Raw genomic sequence first — 19330 nt, 5'->3', positions numbered from 1 at the left:
ACGAAAAGGGCGCGTGGAGCAAAACTCCACGCGCCCTTTGTCCTGATCGAGCGTTCGCTTACTGCTTGAGTACGCGGCGCAGCGTCGTCGACAGGTCTTCGGCCGAGAACTTCGCCACATAGGCATCGGCGCCGATGTTCTTGACGTGTTCCTCGTTGGTCGTACCCGACAGCGAGGAGTGGATCACCACCGGCAAATTCGCCAGGCGCGCGTTCTTCTTGATGTTGCGGGTCAGCGTAAAACCATCCATCTCCGGCATCTCGAGGTCGGTCAGCACCAGGGCCACGCGGTCGTAGACGCTCTTGCCTTCGGTTTCGGCCGCGTTCGCGATCGTGTTCAGCTGGTCCCAGCACTCCTTGCCGCTCTTGGTCATGATGAAGGGCAGGCCCATCGCGTCCAGGCCCTGTTCGATCAGGGCGCGTGCGACGACCGAATCGTCGGCCGCCAGGACGACGGAGCCCGGCTTGATCTGGATTTTCGCGCCGACCGACTGCTGGCTGATCTCGGGACCCGAATCCGGATTCATGTTGCGCAGGATGGTCTCGACGTCGAGCACCTGGGCCAGGCGGCCCGGCTCGCCGTTCTCGCCTTCGAGGCGTGCAATGCTGGTGACCATGCCGCTGCCGGCGCTCTTTTCGGCCGACATCACCTGGCTCCAGTCCAGGCGCACGATTTCTTCGACGCTCTCGACCGCGAAGGCCTGGGTGGTGCGCGCGAACTCGGTCACCAGCATGATGTTCAGGCCGGTCTTGGGCTTGACGCCGGCGATCGCCGGCAGGTCCAGCACCTGGATGATCTGGCCGCGCAGGTTGACAACGCCAAGCACGTGGGCCGGCGAGCCGGCCACGGCCGTAATCTGCGGCATCGCCACGATTTCGCGGATCTTGAACACGTTGATGCCGAACAGCTCGCTGCGCTCGCCGTTCTCATCCCCGCCGAGGCGGAAGAGCAGGAGCTCGAATTTGTTGGTGCCCGTCAGATTGCTGCGCTCGTCGACTTCCTGCTGAACCGATTTCATATTTCATCCCGAATAGTGGTGGTGCCATCAGGAAAGTATTCTAGCCGTGAAATTGCCGAAAAGCGCAGAACAAGCCTCAGACCGGCATCGGTTTGTTGCTGTTCAGATCCAAAAAACCACGAATCAGACGATACGCCTTCCACAACCACGCCAAGGCCCAGACCAGCCAGGCGACGGGGATGCCGATGATCGTTGCAAACAAGACAAAGCCGACGCCCATCCAGATCACGTAGAACCAGAACGAGCGGATCATCCAGCTGTGGTGGCTGTAGACGATGGTGCCGTTCGTGTCCGGGCGCTTGATATAGTTGACGATCAGCGGCAGGAAGGACAGCATGCCCAGCGAAAAGAAGAAGGTGCAGGCGTGGACCAGGTAGAGGATGCGCGCCATCTGCTTGGCGTCCTCGGTACCGCTGTCCATAACGAGTTGTTGCGACATGAATGGCTCCCTTGTGTGCTACCGGCGGGACGACCCCGCTTGCGGGCCATTGTAGCAGCCATTAGTGGCATTTTCGTTAACGTTGCAAGCCTACAGCTTCGACTGGACCCAGGCCACGATATTGCCGGCGTCCATGGCTCCTGGCTGGCGCGCCACCTCGCGGCCGCCGCGGAACAGGGCGAGGGTAGGAATGCTGCGGATGCCGAACTGCGCCGACAGGTCCTGGGCGCGCTCGGTATCGACTTTCAGCAGGCGCACGCGCGGCTCGAGCCGCGTTGCCGCCTGGGCATAGGCCGGGGCCATCATCTTGCAGGGGCCGCACCATTCGGCCCAGAAATCGACCAGCACGGGGATATCGTTGCGGCCGATGTGTTTATTGAAGCGTTCGGACGTGACGTCGAGCGGGCGCCCGGCAAACAGGGGCGCGCTGCACTTGCCGCAGACGGGATTGTCGGCCAGCCGCGCCGGGGCCAGGCGGTTGACGGCGTCGCAGGCAGGGCAGACGATGTGGATGGCATCTGACACGGGGTACTCCTTGAAAAGAACGCGTTGGCGCTATTGTAAGACGGACCGGAGGCGGGCGGCGTCCCGTGCCTGACCGCCGCCCTGGCTCAACCATGCGCCCCGGCAAGCAAGGGCGGCGTACAATCGGCGTAACATTATTGCAAGAGCCTCGATGATGAATCAGAGCGATGCCGCGCCCCTCATCGGTTGCGCCGGCTGGAACATCCCGAAGGAAGCCGCCGCCGCCTTTCCGCCGGCCGGCAGCCACCTCGAACGCTACGCCGCCGTATTCCCGGTGGTGGAAATCAACTCGTCCTTCTACAAGCCGCACCAGCCCAAGACCTATGCGCGCTGGGCCGAGAGCGTGCCGCCGGATTTCCGCTTTGCGGTCAAGGTGCCGCGCGCCATCACGCACGATGCGGCCATGCGCGACATCGACGGGCTGCTGGCGCGCTTTGCCGGCGAGGTGAAGGAGCTGAAGGACAAGCTCGGCTGCCTGCTGGTGCAGACGCCGCCCAAACTCGGTTTCCACGACGAGACCGCGCGCGCGTTCTTCCAGAAACTGCAGGACAGCTTCGGCTGCATGGTCGCCTGTGAGGGGCGGCATCCGAGCTGGTTCAGCGACATCGCCACCGAGGTGCTGCGCGAACGGCAGGTGACGCGCGTGATCGCCGATCCGGCCGCCGGCCAGCCGGGGCCGCACGTGCCGACGACGAACGACATCTACGTGCGCCTGCACGGGGCGCCGCGCATCTATTATTCCTCGTATTCGCAGGACTACCTGGATGCCCTGGTGCGCGACCTGGAGGTGCACCGCGCCGCCGGGCGCCAGGTGTGGTGCATCTTCGATAACACGGCCGCCGGCGAGGCGGTGCCGAACGCGCTGGACGTGCTGCGTGCCACCGGCGGCGGCTGACGGCGCAGTGAATCTTCCATGGTCCAGGCGAGCTTCCGCTTTGTCGGGGAACTGAACGACTTCCTGCCGCGCGAGCGCAGGGACCGCGCCTTTGCCACGCCCTGCGCGCGGGCCGCGACGACCAAGCACATGGTCGAGGCGCTGGGCGTGCCGCATACCGAAGTCGGGCGCATCCTCGTGAATGGCGAGGCGAGCCGCTTCGACCGGCTGCTGGAAGACGGCGACGATGTCCTCGTCTGTCCGCTTCGGGATAGTGCGGCGGCCGGCATCCGCTTCGTCGCCGACGCCCACCTCGGCGGCCTGGCGCGCCTCTTGCGCATGGCCGGTTTCGATACGCTCTACGAGAACGGGTACCAGGACGAGGAAATCGCGGCGATTGCCGGACGCGAGGCGCGCACCGTGCTCACGCGCGACCGCGAACTCCTGAAACGGCGCGAGGTCGAACACGGCTGCTACCTGCACACGATCCGGCCCGAGGCGCAATTGCGGGAACTGTTCGAGCGACTTGGACTGGCTGCGCTGGCCCGGCCGTTCACCCTATGCCTGCACTGCAACCTGCCGCTGCGGCCGGTTGCCAGGGAGGAGGTGCTGGAGCGCCTGCCGGAATCCGTGCGCGAGCAGCACACCGAGTTCACCACTTGCGACGCTTGTGGTCGCGTATTCTGGAAAGGCTCGCACCACAAGCGCATGCTGGCGATGCTCGACGCAGCGAACGCGCTAGAATCGTCAGGGTCTCCCACCAAGAGCGAATTTTCAGACAAGCGCCCGTGACCGCCTCCTTGCCCCCACTGCCGTTTCCGATCCGTGCCGAGTGCCCGCCCGGCGCCTGCGTCTGCGAGCGCGAGCGCCTGCTGGCCGAGCCGGGTGCCGACATCCGGCCGCTGGCGCTCGACCGCAAGCAGGAAATGAAACTGATCGAGCGCATCGAGCGCATCGACAGCTATGCCGACCTGCAGCACGTGCAGGAACTCATCCGCCGGAACATCGGTGCCGAGCTGCGCATCGCGCCGGGGCCGAACGAGGTGCGCACGATGCGCGGCATCATCATCGTGCTCGAGGAAAAGCCGGGGCTGTGCAAGAAGGTGCGGCAATCGGTACCGGCGGCAGTCCGCAAGCGCCTGCAGGAAAAGCCCGAGATCGCCTGGGCCATCCTGGACGCGGGCAACCTGTTCGGTTCGGACTAGCCGGGTCGAACTAGCGCCTCTTGCGCCGCACCAGCATCGCCAGCAGTGCCCCTGCAAACAGCCATGTGCTGGCCGGTTCGGGCACATCGGCCGGCTGCTGCTCATCGAGCGGCGGGTTCGACGGCGTAGCCGGCTGGCTCGGGTCGGGCCGCGGGACGAAGGGGTCGATGTCGGTAACGGGCGGCGGCATCCCGGGCGCGGAATCACCCGGCTCGGGGAGCACCGTGATGGCGCGCGACAGGGGCGGCGGCGTGTTCGAAGCGAGCAGCCGATCTCCTGGCGTGGCACGCGCCAGCGGCGGAATGCTCGCGCTGCCGAGCCAGCCCGTCTGCGGCGATGGCAGACCTGGCGCAGGCTCGTTGCCGAAGGGCCTGCGGCCAGGCCTTGGATCGTCGGTCGGGGGCGAGTTGGCTGGCCACACCAGTTTGAAGGGCTGGCCCGTCAGCTCCGGCGGATCCACATCCGGCTCGGGTGCGTTGACAAGGGTGAGCTCGCCCTCGGTGGCGTCCACCGGCTCATCGAGCTCGTCGGGGTTGGGCGCGTGCGGCTCGACCGGAAAACGCGGCACATCCGAGATACGGTTCGCGCAACGCGCGCGCATCTCGTTGCGGCCATCGGTAAGCAGGGTTTCGCCTACTTGCAGCATGACCTTCCTGCTGGTCCAGTAAATCCGGTCGCCCTTGCGATAGGAGACGTACACCGCCCGTGGCGCGGACACCGTCACGGCACGGGCGCGGGCCACCTCGAAGCCGGCGTAGTGGGCTGCGACCACCTTGTCGGTGCGCAGGATGCGTTCCAGCTCGGCCCGGTCAGCCGCGCCGCCCGGCACGACCGAGTAGCGGTAGACGCGGCGCGCCATCGGCAGGGGATCGGAGACCGGGACCGTCATTGGCTGGAGGGCCGCCATACCGGACTCCAGCGTCAAGGGCGCGTAGGGCGCCTGCGCCGGCAGCATCCCGTACGCTACCGCGCAGGCAGCTATTCCCGCGGACGTGGCCGCCAGCGCGCGACGCCGGAAGTGCACACGCTGCTCGATACGACGGGAAAACGGATACGAACGGTCCATGCGCAGCCTCGGGTAGGAGATGTCCTACAGAGTACGGCATCGTGGCAGGCTTATCTACGGCTGGTCGGTAAACTCATCAGTTTTTTACTGACGAGCGCATATGTCGTGGGGGAAATACGACGGAATGTCGAGAAAAATTGGCTACTGGAAATAGTAGGTCGAGCGGGGAAACTTTACCTTACCGGCAAGGATGCATAATTTGCCGGCCGCTGTGCCGCCTCAGATCTTGACCACGTATTTCAGCACGAAGCCGACCAGCAGCGAGGCCGCCATCGCCAGCGACAGGGCGCCGTGCAGGACGTCGGAACCGATCGACACTTCACGCGTCATTTCTTCCTTGCTCATCTTGCCGGCCCGGCTCAATACGACCGGGCGCAGCAGGCCCTGGATGCCGAGCAGGAGCAGGCCGACGCCGATGAAAGTCTCGCCGATCAGGTTCTGCCGCATCCCGCTCCAGAGCCCCATGCTGCCCAGGCCGCATCCGAACAGGAACCAGAAAATGCGGGAGGCCGTGTAACGCGAAAATTTGGAAGTCGTCATCGGGAGCCTGCTGTCAAAACCGCATTATAAGGGTGCATTCATTGCGGGGCGGCGGCGCGGACCCGCGGCCTGAACATGACCAGCGCCAGCGAGGCCACGACCAGCACGATGCCGGCCCATTGCCAGGGCGTGACCGCTTCGCCGAGGCCGAGCATGCCGGCCGCGATGCCGACCGGCGGCACCGCCAGCGAGAAGGGCGCGACCCGGTTGGCTGGGTGGCGCTTCAGCAGGCCCGTCCACATCGCATAGCCGAGGATGGTGGCGAACCAGCCGAGGTAGGCCATCGAGGCCCAGGCGGTGCCCGACACGGCGCGCCAGTTCCAGCTGGTCGACGGCGGGTCGAAGGCGAGCGAGAGCAGGACGAAGGGCAGGATCGGCACCATCGAGCTCCAGACCATGAAGGGCAGCACGTCGAATTGCGGTGTGCTGCGCTGGGCGATACGCACGACGATGTTCGAGGCTGCCCACATCGCGGCCGAGAGGATGCTCAGGATGAAACCGGTCAAGGTGACCGCCGAGCCGCGCCCGAACGCGTCGACGCACAGGCAGCCAAGACCGACTGCGGCGATGCCCATCGCCGCCTGCAGGCGCCCGCTGACGGGCTCTTTCAATACGACCCACGCAAACAGGGCGGTAAAAAACACCTGCATCTGCAGCATCACCGGCGCCAGCGAGGCCGACATGCCGGCGCGCAGCGCCAGGAACAGCAGGCCGAACTGGCCAACGCCCTGGAACAGGCCGTACAGCACCACCCAGCGCGGCGCCAGTTTGGGCGGACGCACGAACAGCAGCAGCGGCAGCAGCGCGAAGAAGTAGCGCCCGGCGCCGAGCTGGAAGGGCGTGACTTCGCGCAGGCCGAGCTTCATGGCCACGAAGTTGGTGCCCCAGACCAGCACGACGCACAGGGCGGCGGCGTAATCGCGGCCCTCGAGCGCCCCGGCATCACGCATCGATGCGGCTCATCAGTGCGCCTGTCCGCCGCCGAGGTAGGCCGCCACCACCTTCGGGTCGTTTTTCAGGCTCTCGGCCGGGCCGTGCACCGAGATGCGCCCGTTCTCCAGCACATAGCCGTAATCGGCCACGTTCAGCGCGGCCGCGGCGAACTGCTCGACCAGCAGCATCGTCACGCCTTCGCTTTTCAGGCGCGTGATGATGCGGAACACCTCCTCGACCAGGATCGGCGCCAGGCCCATCGACGGTTCGTCGAGCAGCACCACGTCCGGGTTGAGCATGACGGCGCGCGCCATCGCCAGCATCTGCTGCTCGCCCCCCGACAGCGTGCCCGCCAGCTGGTTCCGCCTTTCCTTCAGACGCGGGAACAGCTCCATCGCTTTTTCCAGGTCGCGCTGCACGTCGCCTTTCGGACGGGCCCGCGTGAAGCGCGGGAAGGCGCCCAGCAGCAGGTTGTCGGTGACGCTCATGGTGGCGAACACGCGCCGGCCTTCCGGCGAATGGGCCAGGCCGGCACGCGCGATGCGGTGCGAGTCCAGGCCCGTGATGTCCTTCCCGCCGAGGGTGATGCTGCCGGCCTTCGGCTTGATCATGCCCGAGATGGCGCGCATGGTCGTCGTCTTGCCGGCGCCGTTCGAACCGATCAGCGTGACCAGTTTGCCCTGCGGGACTTCCAGCGAAATGCCGTGCAGGACCTGCACCTTGCCGTAGGCCGCTTCCAGGTTTTGAATCGATAACATGATCGGTCTCCTTATACCGCGGCCGCGGCCGGTGGGGTGGCTTCGCTGGCGCCGCCGAGATAGGCCTCGATGACTTTCGGATCGGCCTGCACGCGTGCCGGGATCCCCTCGGCGATCTTCTGGCCGAAGTCGAGCACGGTGACCGTGTCCGAGATCGACATCACGACGTCCATGTGGTGCTCGATCAGGATGATGGTGATGCCGTGGTCGCGGATCTTGCGGATGATCGCCATCAGCTCGCGGATGTCCGGCGCCGTCAGGCCCGCCGCCGGTTCGTCCAGCAGCAGCAGGTGCGGGTTCAGGCCCAGCGCGCGGCCGATCTCCAGCAGGCGCTGCTTGCCGTAGGGGAGGTTGCGCGCCTCCTCGTCGGCCAGGTCCGAGAGACCGACGAAGTCGAGGATCGCCGCGGCGCGCTTCCTTGCCGCCGCTTCCTCGCGGCGCATGCGCGGCGTGGTCACCATCGCGTCGAAGACGGTCGAACGGAAGGTGTGATGCAGGCCGACCAGCACGTTCTCGGTGGCCGTCATCTCGCCGAACAGCTGCACGTTCTGGAAGGTGCGCGCCACGCCGCCGAGCGCGATCTGCGACGGCGTGCGGCCCGTGATCGGCTGGCCGGCAAACACGACGCCGCCCGCGGTCGGCTTGTAGATGCCGGTCAGGACGTTCATCATCGTGCTCTTGCCGGAACCGTTCGGGCCGATCAGGCCGTGCACCGTGCCGCGCGCGACGTTCAGGTCGACCTGGTTCAGGGCTTTCAGGCCGCCGAACTGCATCAGGATTTTTTCGGCGCGCAGCAGGTCGCCGCCCGCCTCGACTTTCGCCACGCCCTCGAAGGCATCGGCCGTCGCGTCGAGCCCGACCGACTTCGTATGCGCAACGCGGCGTCCGAGCAGCTGGCGGAAGAAGCCGACGATACCGTCCTGCAGGTAGTAGACCACGAACAGCGTCATCAGGCCGAAGATGGTCAGGCGCCAGTCGGTCATGTTCTGGATCCGGTACGACCAGAACGCCAGGCCGATCGTGGCGACCAGAGGAACGAGCACCTTGCGCGGGGTGGCCCGTTTCTTTGCCAGCGCCACTGCGGAGCCGATCACGCCCAGCACGGCGGCCGCCACCGCGATCTGGCGGAACAGGGCGATGTCGGACAAGAGGCTGGGCAGCATGACGACGATGATGGCGCCGAGGATGGCGCCGACCCGGGTCTTGCGTCCACCCATGATCACGGCCAGCAGGAACAGGATCGTCAGCTCGAAGTTATAGGTATTCGGCGAGATGTACTGCTCCGAATACGCGTACAGGCTGCCGGCCAGGCCGGCGAAACCGGCGCTGATCACGAAAGCGTAGACCTTGTAGCGGTACACCGAGACGCCCATGCAGTCCGAGGCGATCGGGCTGTCGCGCAGCGCCTCAAAGGCGCGCCCGATGTTCGATTTCAGCAGGCGGTGCACGACCACCAGCGACAGCACCATGAACACGGCGACCATGTAGAAATACTGGGTCTCGCTCAGGTCCGCGCCGAGCACTTTCGGCTTCGGGACCATGATGCCGAGCGGGCCTTCGGTGAGGAAGGTCATCTCGTTGATCATGATCTGGACGATGGTGCCGAAGGCCAGCGTGACCATCGCCAGGTACGGGCCGGTGACGCGCAGCGCCGGCAATGCGAGCACCGCGCCGAACAGGGCCGAGATGCCGATACTGGCGGGGATCGCCAGGAACCAGGGCGCGCCCAGCTTCATCACCAGTACGCCCGTGACATAGGACCCGACGCCGAACAGGCCGGCGTGTCCGAGCGAGACCTGGCCGGTGTAGCCGACCACGATGTCCAGGCCGAACAGCAGGATCGCGTAGATCAGGATGGTTTCGGCCAGGTGGATGTAATACGGATTGGTGAACACGTGCGGGAACACGGCCAGCACGATCAATCCGAGCACGCTGGCGATGAGGAGGGGTTTCGATTTAGTCATGTCAGACCTTCTTGATCGCGGCCTTGCCGAACAGGCCGGACGGTTTCACCGCCAGCACCAGCAGCAGCAGGATCAGTCCCGGCACTTCCTTGTAGCCGGTCGAAATGTAATAGCCGGTCGCGGTTTCCGCGATGCCGAGGATCAGGCCGCCGACAATCGCGCCCATGCCCGAGGTCAGGCCGCCGATGATGGCCACCGCAAAGGCCTTCAGGCCGAGCGAGGCGCCCATGGTGGCGCTGGTCAGCGTCAGGGGTGCGATCAGGGCGCCCGCAAAGGCGGCCGTGGCCGAGGACAGCGCATACGAGAAGGTGATCACGCGGCCCGTGTTAATGCCCATCAGGCCGGCCGCGTCGCGGTCGTTCGAGGTGGCGACGACGGCCTTGCCGTAGATCGATTTGCGGTTGAAGAGCTCGACCGCGAGCATGATCGCCAGGGCGCCGATGATCACGGCCACCTGCATCGGCTGCACGTTCGCGCCCATGAACTGGAATGGGGTGGAAGAGAGCGGCGAGGGGAAGGGCAGCACGTCCTTGCCCCAGATGTTCTCGGCGACGTTCTTGAAAATGATGGCGAGCGCGATGGTCGACATGATCCAGCCGAATTCGGACTTGATGCGGATTGCCGGCCGCACGCCGATCCATTCGACGAACATGCCCTGCAGAGCGCCGAAGGCGATGACCAGCGGGATCATCAGCCAGTAGCTCATGTAGGGGCCGCCGTGGATGCCGCCGACCAGGGACAGGCCGACCAGGGCGCCGAGCATCAGCGCCTCGCCCTGGCCGAAATTGAGGGTGCCGGAAGTGGCGAACGTAAGTTGATAGCCGAATGCGACGACGGCATAGATCATGCCGAGCGCGATTCCGCTGAAGACCAGCTGCAAAAGGATATCCATGATTCTCACCCGAAGAAGGCGCCCGGGAATTGCACCCCCGCGCCTCCGGTCAACAAGAAAATGGCCAGTCAGGACTGTCCTGGCTGGCCACGATCGGCAGTTACTGCAGCTGCCTTACTTGGCCTGCACCACGCGGCCGCCGCGCACTTCGCCAAACACGGTGTTGTTGAAGTTGATGGCTTCGTGGTCGGTCTTGCTGTACGGCTTGTCGTAGGTGGTGACGACGCCATCGACCTTGGTGTTCAGGTTCTCGAGCGCCGCGACGATCTTCGGTCCTTCGGTCGAATTGGCCTGCTTGATGGCCGCGGCCAGCAGGTAGATCGAGTCGTAGCCCTGGGCTGCCGACACGGCCGACGGCATGCGGCCGCCCGGCGGGTTGTAGGCTTTGACGTAGGCGTCGATGAAGGCCTTGCGCTTCGGCGTGCTCGGATCCTGGATGAAGGTTTGCGGCATGCGCGTGCCTTCGCCGTTCTTGCCGGCGTTGTCGACGAAGTTGGCCATCGAGAGCGTCCAGCTGCCGATCATCGGCACTTTCCAGCCCAGCTTTTCCATGCCGTTGGCGATCTGCGCCAGTTCCGGGCCGATGCCGTAGGTCAGCACGGCTTCGGCGCCGGCCTGCTTGGCCTTCAGCAGCTGCGAGGTCATGTCGACGTCCTGCAGGTTGTATTTTTCGACGGCGACCGGCTTGATGCCTTTCTTCTCCAGCGCCTTTTCCAGGTCGGCGCGGCCGAGCTGGCCGTAGTTGGTCGAATCGGCCAGGATGGCGACCTTCTTGAAGCCGCGGCGGCCGATGGCCTCGTCGACGATCATCTGCGACTGGATGGCGTCGCTGGCCGAATTACGGAAGACGAAATTCATCGGCTGGGTGGCGAACTGCTGGGTAACGACGGAGCCGGTGGCGACGTTGTTCATCACCGGGATCTGCGCCTGCTGGTAGAAGCGCTGCGAGGCCAGGGCCACGCCGGTGTTGATGTAGCCGACGGTGGCGACGACGTGCTCCTTGTTGATCAGCTCCTGGGCGATCTGCACGCCGCGTTCGTTCTTCGCTTCGTCGTCGCGCTCGACGACTTCGAGCTTGCGGCCGAGGACGCCGCCGGCGGCATTGATCTCGTTGACGGCCAGCTTGACGCCGTCACGCATCGAGACGCCCATCGGCGCCGAGCCGCCCGTGAAGGGACCGGACACGCCGATCTTGATCGGCTCCGCGGCCATGCCAGACATCGAAAAACCCAGTGCTACCCCTGCAACCAATGCTTTCAGCTTGAAATTCATTGCCGTCTCCGTAGTGTGTTTTTGGTCATGCCGTACGTTGTACCGCGGGGGAAAATACCCATGTGCGATGCCATCGACCGACCCATTGTAGGTTAGCAATTGGCCAACAGCAATCGATTGCTATGATGCATCGCACCATGCAACACAGATAAATCAGCGTAAGAAAACGGTAAGGAAAAGAGCGTATGGACGCACAAAATAAAAGAGGCCGCACATGCCGTGCGGCCTCCCTGTTCTGGTGCATTTTTGCGGCAGCGCGATGGATCGCGCGGCCGGCGCTGCCGATTATCGGTGGCGATATCCACCGTGATGACGGTAACCGCCCCAACTGCGCCCGAAACTGAAGCCCAGCCCGATCGAGACCGGCGGGTACCAGAACGGATCCTGCACGTAGACCGGCGGGGCGACGTAGACCGGCGGCGCCACGTAAACCGGCTGACCCGCGTAGACCGGGGCCGGGTTGACGACGACGTTCGAGCTGGTCACCACACCGGCGTCGCCCGCACGGGCACCGGTACCCATCGGCACCGGCGTCACTGACACGGTTTGCCAGCCGTCCGGATCGTTGGACTGGGCATAGGCACGGGTGCCGTAGTTGGCCGGGCCCGGACCCGGCACGGCGCAGCCGGCCAGGGCAGCCAGCGAAGCAAATACAACAATAAGTTTTTTCATGGCGGTCCTCCTGATGTCGCCATGATAGTTTTTTCGTGTCCATTTTGGCGCGGAATTACAGCTTGTTACACCTGGGGTTGGACTGATACATGCGCCGTACGGGTGCCGGCACAGTGACCAATCTAAAGGGGGAGAGGCGGGAGACTCAAGGGACGCACGGCAGGGGATTTGCGCTGGCGCAGAAATGGATGAGAATTGGCCCGGAGAGACCTAGGGTGGGCGGGTCCCCCGCCCACGCGGACGCTTGCTAGCCCAGCACCGCCAGCACCCCGTCGAGTCCGCTGAAGTTGAGCGCCACGTCCGCCTGCGCCCGTACCACCGGTTTCGCGCGAAACGCCACCGACAGCCCGCTGACGCCCATCATCTTGAGGTCGTTGGCGCCATCGCCCATCACGATCGCGCGCGAGGTGGGCACGCCCAGCTCGGCGCACACGCGCTGCACGGTCCGCATCTTTTCCTCGGCATCGACGATGCCGCCAACGACGCGCCCCGTGAGCCGGCCGTTCTCGATCTCGAGCACATTCGCATGCGTGTAGTCCAGTCCCAGGCGCGGCTTCAGGCGGTCGGTGAAGAAGGTGAAGCCCCCCGACACCAGCAAGGTTTTGAGGCCGGCTGCCTGCACCGCGGCCAGCATGCTTTCGGCGCCCATCGACAGCCGCAGGCGTTCCTCGTACACGCGCTCCAGGGCCGTCGCTTCCAGCCCTTCAAGCAGCGCCACGCGCCGCGTCAGGCTGGCCGCGAAATCGAGCTCGCCGCGCATCGCCGCTTCCGTAATTTCCGAGACCTGGGCTTTCAGACCCTGCATGTCCGCGATCTCGTCGATGCACTCGATCGTGATCAGGGTCGAGTCCATGTCCATCGCCACCAGCGCGAAGTCGGACAGCGAACGGCCCGCCTCGATGAAGGTCGCATCGACCTGCGCAGCCAGGGCCGCCGCGTGCACCGCCTCCACCACCTCGGGCGAAGAGGCGACATCTTCGCAACGCAGCGCGTGCGCCGACAATGCGCTTGCACACGCCGGACGCGCCAGCGCGGCGATGGAGTTCAATACGTCCTGCGCGGCCTGCGGCCCCTGTAACACGAGATTCATATACGTCATGCCAGTAGTTGTTTGATCGTTTGCTTCACCTGCAGCACCCGCGCAGCCAGGTCCGGCATGGCGGCGGTGATGCGCAGCTTGTCCTGGCCGGCCAGTTTGATGTGGCGGTTCTTCTGGATCAGCGTGATGATCTTGATCGGATCGATCGGCGGCTTTTCCATGAATTGAAGACTTGCCGCCTCGCTGTGGGCGTCGATCTTGACGATGCCGACCGTTTTCGCTGCGACGCGCAGGCGGTGGGTCTCGATCAGGGCCTTGACCTGTTCCGGCAGCTTGCCGAAGCGGTCGATCAGTTCTTCCTGCATGTCGTCGATCTTGCCCTGGCTTTCGCAATTGGCCAGGCGTTTGTAGATCGACAGGCGCTCGTGCACGTCGCCGCAGAAGTCGGCCGGCAGCAGGGCCGGCACGTGCAGGTTGATTTCGGTGGTGGTCGACAGCGGCGCGGCCAGGTCCGGCTCCTTGCCGGCTTTCAGGGCACGCACGGCCTCGTTCAGCATGTCGGAATAGAGCTGGAACCCGATCTCGAGCATCTCGCCCGACTGGTTCTCCCCCAGCACTTCGCCGGCGCCGCGGATCTCGAGGTCGTGCATCGCGAGATAGAAGCCGCTGCCCAGTTCTTCCATCGCCTGGATCGCGTCCAGCCGGCGCTGCGCCTGCTTGGTCAGGTTCTGCACGTCATTCACCAGCAAATAGGCATAGGCCTGGTGGTGCGAACGGCCGACACGGCCGCGCAGCTGGTGCAGCTGGGCCAGGCCGAATTTGTCGGCGCGGTGCATGATGATCGTGTTCGCCGTCGGCACGTCGATGCCGGTCTCGATGATGGTCGTGCACAGCAAGATATTGAAACGCTGGGCCACGAAGTCGCGCATCACCTTTTCCAGGTCGCGCTCGTGCATCTGTCCGTGGGCCACGCCGATGCGCGCTTCCGGCAGCAGCTCGCGCAGCATCGAATACCGGTTTTCGATCGTCTCGACTTCGTTGTGCAGGAAGTAGATCTGGCCCCCGCGTTTCAGTTCGCGCAAACAGGCTTCGCGGATGATGGAGCCGTCTTCGCTGCGCACGAAAGTCTTGATCGCCAGGCGCTTCTGCGGCGCGGTGGCGATGATGGAAAAGTCGCGCAGGCCCTCCAGAGCCATGCCCAGCGTCCGCGGGATCGGCGTCGCGGTCAGCGTCAGCACGTCGACTTCCGCGCGCAGGGCTTTCAGCGCTTCCTTCTGGCGCACGCCGAAGCGGTGTTCCTCGTCGATGATGACCAGCCCCAGGCGCGTAAACTTCACGTCCGGCGATAGCAGTTTATGGGTGCCGATCACGATGTCGAGCGTGCCGTCGGCCATGCCCTTGATCGCGTTGTTGATCTCCTTGCCCGTGCGGAAACGCGACAGCTCGGCGATTTTTACCGGCCAGTCGGCGAAGCGGTCGGCGAAGGTTTGCGCATGCTGTTCGGCCAGCAGCGTGGTCGGCGCCAGGATCGCCACCTGCTTGCCGCCCATGACGGCAATAAAAGCGGCGCGCAGCGCGACTTCGGTCTTGCCGAAGCCGACGTCGCCGCAGACCAGGCGGTCCATCGGCCGGCCCGAGGTCATGTCCTTGATGACGTTGGAAATGGCTTCGGCCTGGTCCGGCGTTTCGTCGAAGCCGAAGCTCTGGGCGAAGTTCTCGTAGTCGGTCGCCGAATACTCGAACGAGTGGCCGGTACGGGCAGCGCGGCGCGCATACAGGTTCAATAGTTCGGCCGCGGTGTCGCGCACCTGCTCGGCCGCTTTTCTCTTGGCCTTGTCCCACTGGCCCGAGCCGAGCGAGTGCAGCGGCGCGTCTTCCGGCGAGGTGCCCGAATAGCGCGAGATCACATGCAGCTGCGACACCGGTACATACAGCTTGGTGTCCTTCGCGTATTCCAGGTGCAGGAACTCGGTCTCGCCTTCGCCCAGGTCCATCGAGATCAGGCCCATGTAGCGGCCGATGCCGTGGTTGATGTGCACGACCGGGTCGCCGATTTTGAGCTCGGACAGGTCGCGCACCATCGATTCGACCTGGCTGGTCGCTTCCTGCTTCTTCTTGCCGGCGCGCCGGCCGGAGCCCGCATACAGTTCGGTCTCGGTGATGAAGGCGATGCAGCCGCTCGATTCCTCCAACAGCTCGAAGCCCGCCTGCAGCGGCGCCACGCCGAGCGCCACCCTGGCATCGCTGGCACGCATGCCCTCGAAGCCCTCCACGGGCACGATGTCGAGGTGGTACTCGTTGAAATACTGCTGCAGCGTTTCGCGCCGGCCGTTCGACTCGGCGCAGATCATCACGCGGCAACCAGTGCGTGCGATAAAGGCGCGCAGGGGAGCCAGCGGGTCGTCCAGGCGGCGGTTGACGGCGATGTCGGGAATCGGCGCCGACAGTTCCGATGCGGGCGCGTTCGGGTCGCGCGGGATGTTCCAGCGCCCGTGCGGCTTGGCGCAGGTGAAGAACTGCTCGCTGGAGAGGAACAGCTCGCGCGGCTCCAGCAGCGGACGTTCGCGGTCGCTCTTCAGGAAGCGGTAGCGCGATTCGGTGTCCGTCCAGAAGCGGGCAATGGCCGCGTCGATGTCGCCGACCAGGGCCAGCGGGCCGTCTTCCGGCAGGTAGTCGAACAGGGTCGCCGTCTCTTCGAAGAACAGCGGCAGATAGTATTCAATGCCAGCCGAGGCGATGCCGCTGCCGATGTCCTTGTACACCGGAGCCCTCGACGGGTCACCTTCGAATCTTTCGCGCCAGCGGCTGCGGAAAGCGGTACGCGCCGCCTCGTCCATCGGGAATTCGCGCCCCGGCAGCAAGCGCACTTCGCGCACCGGGTACAGCGAGCGCTGGGTGTCGGCATCGAAGGTGCGGATGGTTTCGATCTCGTCGCCGAACAGGTCGAGGCGGTAGGGCAGGGCCGACCCCATCGGGAACAGGTCGATCAGGCCGCCGCGCACCGAGTATTCTCCGGGCGACATCACCTGCGACACGTGCGAATAGCCGGCCAGGGTCAGCTGCGCCTTGAGTTTCGCTTCGTCCAGGTTCTCGCCCTGGCGGAAGAAGAAGGTGTAGGCCGCCAGGAACGAGGGCGGCGCCAGCCGCACCAGGGCAGTCGTGGCCGGCACCACCAGCACGTCGCACTGGCCGTTGCGGATCTCGTGCAGGGTCGCCAGGCGCTCGGAGACCAGGTCCTGGTGCGGCGAGAAGGCGTCGTAAGGCAGGGTTTCCCAGTCCGGCAGCAGGTGGCAGGACAATTTGCCGTCGGCGAACCAGGCAATTTCGTCGAGCAGGCGCTGGCCGTCGCTGGCATTCGCCACGACGACGGTGAGCATCTGTTTGCTGACCTTGCATTCGAGGCCGGCGACGGCGAGCGCATAGGCATCGGACGAACCCGCCAGCGCGGGCAGGACGAAACGGTTACCGGGCTTGGGGAGGTGCTTTTTGAGATCGAAAGGCATGCAGGCGTGCGGTATGAGGTCGGGCCGATGGGTCGTTCATTATAGACGAACCGATACGGCCGCGCCCCCGCGCACGCCAGCCTCTCAGCGGCGCCGTCCGGCCGCGAAGGCGACGCCGCCGAGGATGATGGCAAAGCCCGCCGCGTGGTAGAGCCGCGGCGCTTCGCCCAGCAGCGGCCAGGCGGCCAGCGTCGCGAACAGCGGGATCAGGTACACGGACAAGCTGGCCCGTGCCGGACCGGCGATCGCAACCAGGCGGTCGAAGCAGAAATAGGCGCCCAGGCTCGGCACCACCGCCAGGAAGCCGAGCGCGATGTACAGGCGCGGATCGTGGAAGTTGGCGACGTCGCCGAGCGAGGCTTCCAGCACCGCGAACGGAGCCAGTACCAGCGCGCCGCCGCCGATCAGGGCCGCCAGCTTGACGGTGCTCGGCAGCGCCGGCAAGGGCAGGCGCTTGCCGAGCACCGTGTAGAGCGCCCAGCCGCAGGCGGCCAGCACGACCCACAAATCTCCGGTGCCGAAGGCCAGGCCGCCCAGCGCGGCAATGTCGCCTTTCGAGAGCACGACCAGCACGCCGGACACGGCGAGCAGCATGCCGCCGGCCTGCCTGCGTGCGAGCGGCGCCTTCCAGACCAGGGTTTCGAGCAGCATGACGAGCGCCGGGCAAGCCGCGAAGATGATGGCGATGTTGGCGGCGCTGGTGTGGCGCGCCCCGATGTACTGGGGGCCGACGGCCATTCCCATGCCGAGGCCGGCCAGCAGCATCAGGCGCGGGAAGTTAGCCATGATCGTGGCGCGCAGCGCCCACAGGCGCGGGCCGACGCTCGGCAGGAGGATCGCAAAGGCCAGCGCCCAGCGCCCGAAGGCCAGGAACAAGGGCGGCAGCGCCGCGCTCTCGGCCCAGCGGGCGACGACGAGGTTGGCGGCGAAGAGGGCGGGGGTGACCAACATGAGCGGCAGTTCGGCACCGAGGGAATCATCCCGGTAGCCCAGACCTGCGCGTGAAACTGCTTCCGACACGACTACTCCGAATTCTGGTTGCTGCATTGCGGGCAAAACGATGCTTTTGGCGACGGATTGCGGGGCTTCATCCTGCTGGGATGGCGAACAAGAATTTTACTGCAGCGCACAAAAAATATTCTTTCGTTCACCCGGCCAAAAGCGGGCCGATGTGGATGGTCCTTCTTCGAATCGGATAAAATGCAGGAGGATTGTCCATTTATGCTCGTATAGACAGGAGGCGCTGCCGATGAAGGAAGGAATACTCGACGAGATCGACAGGAAGATCCTGCGTACGCTCAGCCGCGACGGGCGCATCAGCAACCAGAAGCTGGCCGAGACGGTGAACCTCTCGCCGACGCCTTGCTGGCACCGGGTGCGGGCGCTGGAGGAAGCGGGGCACATCAGCGGCTACGTCGCGGTGCTCGACCAGCGCGCACTCGGCGTGCCGGACACGGTGATCATCGAGGTGACGGTCGACCGTCATGACGATGAGATCCTGCAGGCTTTTTCGGACGCGCTGGCCGAGCTGCCGGAAGTGATGGAAGCGTATTTGCTGTCGGGGGAATACGACTACCTGATCAAGGTAGCCGTGTCGGGGACGGAAGGATATGAACGCTTCCTGCGCCAGAAGCTATATAAACTGCCGGGCGTGAAGCACACGCGCTCGACGTTCACCTTGCGCTGCCTGAAGCGGACGGTATCGGTGACGCCGTAGGGTGGGCGGAGTCCACGCGGTGATAGTTCGACGCAAGATCATCCGGCGAGACAACCGAGCCGGTACGTATCGCCGCGTGGGCGGAGCCCACCCTACCTGGCTTATTTCGCCTTCTTGCGCAGCGCGTCCAGTTCCATGCGCAGCGCGCCGCGGTCGCTTTTCGCCGCCGCCAGCTGCGCCTGCAAGTCCTTGACTTCAAGCGCGAGGCTGTCGCGCGCGGTGGTCGCGCCGACCAGTTCCATCTCTGCAGCCAAGCGCGCATCCGACTGGGCCGACGAGGCGGCGACGCTGCGCTCGAGCTGCCCGCGCAGGTCGGCCAGCTGGGCATCCTTGCCGTCGATCGCCAGCTGGTCCTTGGCCTTGCTGACCAGGGCGTCCATCGCGACCTGGCGCGCATTGCGCAGTTCGGCGTTCAGGCGCTCGATTTCTTCGTTGCGTTCATCGGCGATTGCCTGCGCCGCGTCGCGCGCGTCGCTGGCGCTCTCGACCTGCGCGGACAGGTCGGCGCGCTCGGCTTCGAGGCGCTCGCCGGCGGCGATCAGGTCGTCCATGTCGGCTTCGAGGCGCGCCTGCATTGCGCGCGCTCCGGCGCCGGCGTCGACGGCGTGCTGCTGCGCCCATTTCGCCAGGTCGGCGAGGAGGGCGGGCGGCAGTTCGGCCGGGGCCGGCGCGGGCGGCTGCTCGTGTTCGAGGCGCCAGGCGCGCAGGTGGCGGCCGATGGCGCTCGGCGCGGCGCCGAGGGCGTCGACGAGGGCGTCGAGGGTGACCGGCGTGCCGGCGCCCTGCAGGGCGGAAGCGGCGGAGGCGACCTCGTCGAAACTGAGGTCCTGGCTGGATGAATCGGTGGTCATGGAGCGAAAAGAAATGGAAGGTGGGCCGTATAAAGATGGGTATCATACGCGAGGGCCGGGTG

General features: G+C 65.4%; 19 protein-coding genes. 4 read left to right on the top strand and 15 right to left on the bottom strand.

The window, feature by feature from the left end; translation table 11 throughout:
- Positions 1 to 58: 58 nt before the first annotated feature.
- The 3 genes from ACI48I_RS18260 to trxC all read right to left on the bottom strand — a co-directional run bounded on the left by ACI48I_RS18260 (position 59) and on the right by trxC (position 1982).
- Entirely contained in the window at positions 59 to 1018 is a 960-nt protein-coding gene (locus ACI48I_RS18260; RefSeq protein WP_193686124.1) for a chemotaxis protein, read from the bottom strand.
- A gap of 76 nt (positions 1019 to 1094) precedes the next feature.
- A complete protein-coding gene (locus tag ACI48I_RS18255) occupies positions 1095 to 1457 on the bottom strand; it encodes a DUF4870 family protein (protein ID WP_193686123.1) in 363 nt (120 codons plus the stop codon).
- 90 nt (positions 1458 to 1547) lie between these two features.
- Positions 1548 to 1982: a thioredoxin TrxC gene (gene trxC / locus ACI48I_RS18250; RefSeq protein WP_193686122.1), complete on the bottom strand. Its 435-nt coding sequence runs from the start codon at positions 1980 to 1982 to the stop codon at positions 1548 to 1550.
- Positions 1983 to 2133: 151 nt separating this feature from the next.
- Between trxC and ACI48I_RS18245 the strand changes: the two genes are divergently transcribed.
- Genes ACI48I_RS18245 through ACI48I_RS18235 form a run of 3 tightly spaced genes read left to right on the top strand, consistent with a single transcriptional unit; the run spans position 2134 to position 4061 of the window.
- Positions 2134 to 2877 carry a DUF72 domain-containing protein gene (locus tag ACI48I_RS18245; RefSeq protein WP_498575005.1) on the top strand — a complete coding sequence of 248 codons (744 nt, stop codon included), beginning with the start codon at positions 2134 to 2136 and terminating at the stop codon, positions 2875 to 2877.
- Between the two features lie 18 nt (positions 2878 to 2895).
- Entirely contained in the window at positions 2896 to 3648 is a 753-nt protein-coding gene (locus tag ACI48I_RS18240; RefSeq protein WP_498575004.1) for a Mut7-C RNAse domain-containing protein, read from the top strand.
- Positions 3645 to 4061 (top strand): hypothetical protein, encoded by a 417-nt coding sequence (locus ACI48I_RS18235; protein ID WP_227496490.1) that lies wholly within the window; start codon positions 3645 to 3647, stop codon positions 4059 to 4061. Before ACI48I_RS18240 ends, ACI48I_RS18235 begins: the two co-directional genes overlap by 4 nt.
- A 10-nt stretch (positions 4062 to 4071) precedes the next feature.
- On the opposite strand, the gene ACI48I_RS18230 is transcribed toward ACI48I_RS18235, so the two are convergent.
- The 11 genes from ACI48I_RS18230 to ACI48I_RS18180 form a co-directional block, all read right to left on the bottom strand.
- The gene (locus tag ACI48I_RS18230) at positions 4072 to 5127 is read right to left on the bottom strand and encodes a PEP-CTERM sorting domain-containing protein (protein WP_498575003.1); all 1056 of its coding nucleotides are present in this window, start codon (positions 5125 to 5127) and stop codon (positions 4072 to 4074) included.
- 219 nt (positions 5128 to 5346) lie between these two features.
- Positions 5347 to 5667 (bottom strand): hypothetical protein, encoded by a 321-nt coding sequence (locus ACI48I_RS18225; protein ID WP_193686118.1) that lies wholly within the window; start codon positions 5665 to 5667, stop codon positions 5347 to 5349.
- Between the two features lie 38 nt (positions 5668 to 5705).
- The gene (locus ACI48I_RS18220; RefSeq protein ID WP_193686117.1) at positions 5706 to 6617 is read right to left on the bottom strand and encodes an EamA family transporter; all 912 of its coding nucleotides are present in this window, start codon (positions 6615 to 6617) and stop codon (positions 5706 to 5708) included.
- A gap of 12 nt (positions 6618 to 6629) precedes the next feature.
- On the bottom strand, positions 6630 to 7358 hold the full coding sequence (locus ACI48I_RS18215) for an ABC transporter ATP-binding protein (protein ID WP_193686116.1): 729 nt from the start codon (positions 7356 to 7358) through the stop codon (positions 6630 to 6632).
- An 11-nt stretch (positions 7359 to 7369) separates the two neighbouring features.
- Complete coding sequence (locus ACI48I_RS18210) at positions 7370 to 9322, bottom strand: branched-chain amino acid ABC transporter ATP-binding protein/permease (protein WP_498575002.1); 1953 nt, start codon at positions 9320 to 9322, stop codon at positions 7370 to 7372.
- A 1-nt stretch (position 9323) separates the two neighbouring features.
- The gene (locus ACI48I_RS18205; protein ID WP_193686114.1) at positions 9324 to 10214 is read right to left on the bottom strand and encodes a branched-chain amino acid ABC transporter permease; all 891 of its coding nucleotides are present in this window, start codon (positions 10212 to 10214) and stop codon (positions 9324 to 9326) included.
- A 114-nt stretch (positions 10215 to 10328) separates the two neighbouring features.
- A complete protein-coding gene (locus tag ACI48I_RS18200; protein WP_193686113.1) occupies positions 10329 to 11486 on the bottom strand; it encodes an ABC transporter substrate-binding protein in 1158 nt (385 codons plus the stop codon).
- A gap of 285 nt (positions 11487 to 11771) precedes the next feature.
- On the bottom strand, positions 11772 to 12158 hold the full coding sequence (locus ACI48I_RS18195) for a hypothetical protein (RefSeq protein ID WP_498575001.1): 387 nt from the start codon (positions 12156 to 12158) through the stop codon (positions 11772 to 11774).
- Positions 12159 to 12405: 247 nt separating this feature from the next.
- Positions 12406 to 13248 carry a phosphoserine phosphatase SerB gene (gene serB, locus ACI48I_RS18190; protein ID WP_498575000.1) on the bottom strand — a complete coding sequence of 281 codons (843 nt, stop codon included), beginning with the start codon at positions 13246 to 13248 and terminating at the stop codon, positions 12406 to 12408.
- 5 nt (positions 13249 to 13253) lie between these two features.
- A complete protein-coding gene (mfd, locus tag ACI48I_RS18185) occupies positions 13254 to 16700 on the bottom strand; it encodes a transcription-repair coupling factor (protein WP_498574999.1) in 3447 nt (1148 codons plus the stop codon).
- Between the two features lie 84 nt (positions 16701 to 16784).
- The gene (locus tag ACI48I_RS18180) at positions 16785 to 17651 is read right to left on the bottom strand and encodes a DMT family transporter (protein WP_498574998.1); all 867 of its coding nucleotides are present in this window, start codon (positions 17649 to 17651) and stop codon (positions 16785 to 16787) included.
- A gap of 298 nt (positions 17652 to 17949) precedes the next feature.
- Between ACI48I_RS18180 and ACI48I_RS18175 the strand changes: the two genes are divergently transcribed.
- Positions 17950 to 18417, top strand: coding sequence for an Lrp/AsnC family transcriptional regulator (locus ACI48I_RS18175; protein WP_193686110.1), 468 nt, complete (start codon positions 17950 to 17952; stop codon positions 18415 to 18417).
- A 101-nt stretch (positions 18418 to 18518) separates the two neighbouring features.
- Here the strand turns inward: ACI48I_RS18175 and ACI48I_RS18170 are convergent, their stop codons facing one another.
- Positions 18519 to 19268, bottom strand: coding sequence for a DNA-binding protein (locus ACI48I_RS18170; RefSeq protein ID WP_498574997.1), 750 nt, complete (start codon positions 19266 to 19268; stop codon positions 18519 to 18521).
- Positions 19269 to 19330 lie beyond the last annotated feature (62 nt).

The sequence above is a fragment of the Massilia sp. LXY-5 genome, from assembly GCF_059801075.1.
This window is presented reverse-complemented; position numbering and strand designations above follow the sequence as displayed.

What these genes read in the sequence shown, in the direction of transcription:
- ACI48I_RS18260 (WP_193686124.1), bottom strand. Translation starts at nt 1,018, where the DNA reads ATGAAATCGGTTCAGCAGGAAGTCGACGAGCGCAGCAATCTGACGGGC.
- ACI48I_RS18255 (WP_193686123.1), bottom strand. Translation starts at nt 1,457, where the DNA reads ATGTCGCAACAACTCGTTATGGACAGCGGTACCGAGGACGCCAAGCAG.
- ACI48I_RS18245 (WP_498575005.1), top strand. Translation starts at nt 2,134, where the DNA reads ATGATGAATCAGAGCGATGCCGCGCCCCTCATCGGTTGCGCCGGCTGG.
- ACI48I_RS18240 (WP_498575004.1), top strand. Translation starts at nt 2,896, where the DNA reads ATGGTCCAGGCGAGCTTCCGCTTTGTCGGGGAACTGAACGACTTCCTG.
- ACI48I_RS18230 (WP_498575003.1), bottom strand. Translation starts at nt 5,127, where the DNA reads ATGGACCGTTCGTATCCGTTTTCCCGTCGTATCGAGCAGCGTGTGCAC.
- ACI48I_RS18225 (WP_193686118.1), bottom strand. Translation starts at nt 5,667, where the DNA reads ATGACGACTTCCAAATTTTCGCGTTACACGGCCTCCCGCATTTTCTGG.
- ACI48I_RS18220 (WP_193686117.1), bottom strand. Translation starts at nt 6,617, where the DNA reads ATGCGTGATGCCGGGGCGCTCGAGGGCCGCGATTACGCCGCCGCCCTG.
- ACI48I_RS18215 (WP_193686116.1), bottom strand. Translation starts at nt 7,358, where the DNA reads ATGTTATCGATTCAAAACCTGGAAGCGGCCTACGGCAAGGTGCAGGTC.
- ACI48I_RS18210 (WP_498575002.1), bottom strand. Translation starts at nt 9,322, where the DNA reads ATGACTAAATCGAAACCCCTCCTCATCGCCAGCGTGCTCGGATTGATC.
- ACI48I_RS18205 (WP_193686114.1), bottom strand. Translation starts at nt 10,214, where the DNA reads ATGGATATCCTTTTGCAGCTGGTCTTCAGCGGAATCGCGCTCGGCATG.
- ACI48I_RS18200 (WP_193686113.1), bottom strand. Translation starts at nt 11,486, where the DNA reads ATGAATTTCAAGCTGAAAGCATTGGTTGCAGGGGTAGCACTGGGTTTT.
- ACI48I_RS18195 (WP_498575001.1), bottom strand. Translation starts at nt 12,158, where the DNA reads ATGAAAAAACTTATTGTTGTATTTGCTTCGCTGGCTGCCCTGGCCGGC.
- serB (WP_498575000.1), bottom strand. Translation starts at nt 13,248, where the DNA reads ATGAATCTCGTGTTACAGGGGCCGCAGGCCGCGCAGGACGTATTGAAC.
- mfd (WP_498574999.1), bottom strand. Translation starts at nt 16,700, where the DNA reads ATGCCTTTCGATCTCAAAAAGCACCTCCCCAAGCCCGGTAACCGTTTC.
- ACI48I_RS18180 (WP_498574998.1), bottom strand. Translation starts at nt 17,651, where the DNA reads ATGTTGGTCACCCCCGCCCTCTTCGCCGCCAACCTCGTCGTCGCCCGC.
- ACI48I_RS18175 (WP_193686110.1), top strand. Translation starts at nt 17,950, where the DNA reads ATGAAGGAAGGAATACTCGACGAGATCGACAGGAAGATCCTGCGTACG.
- ACI48I_RS18170 (WP_498574997.1), bottom strand. Translation starts at nt 19,268, where the DNA reads ATGACCACCGATTCATCCAGCCAGGACCTCAGTTTCGACGAGGTCGCC.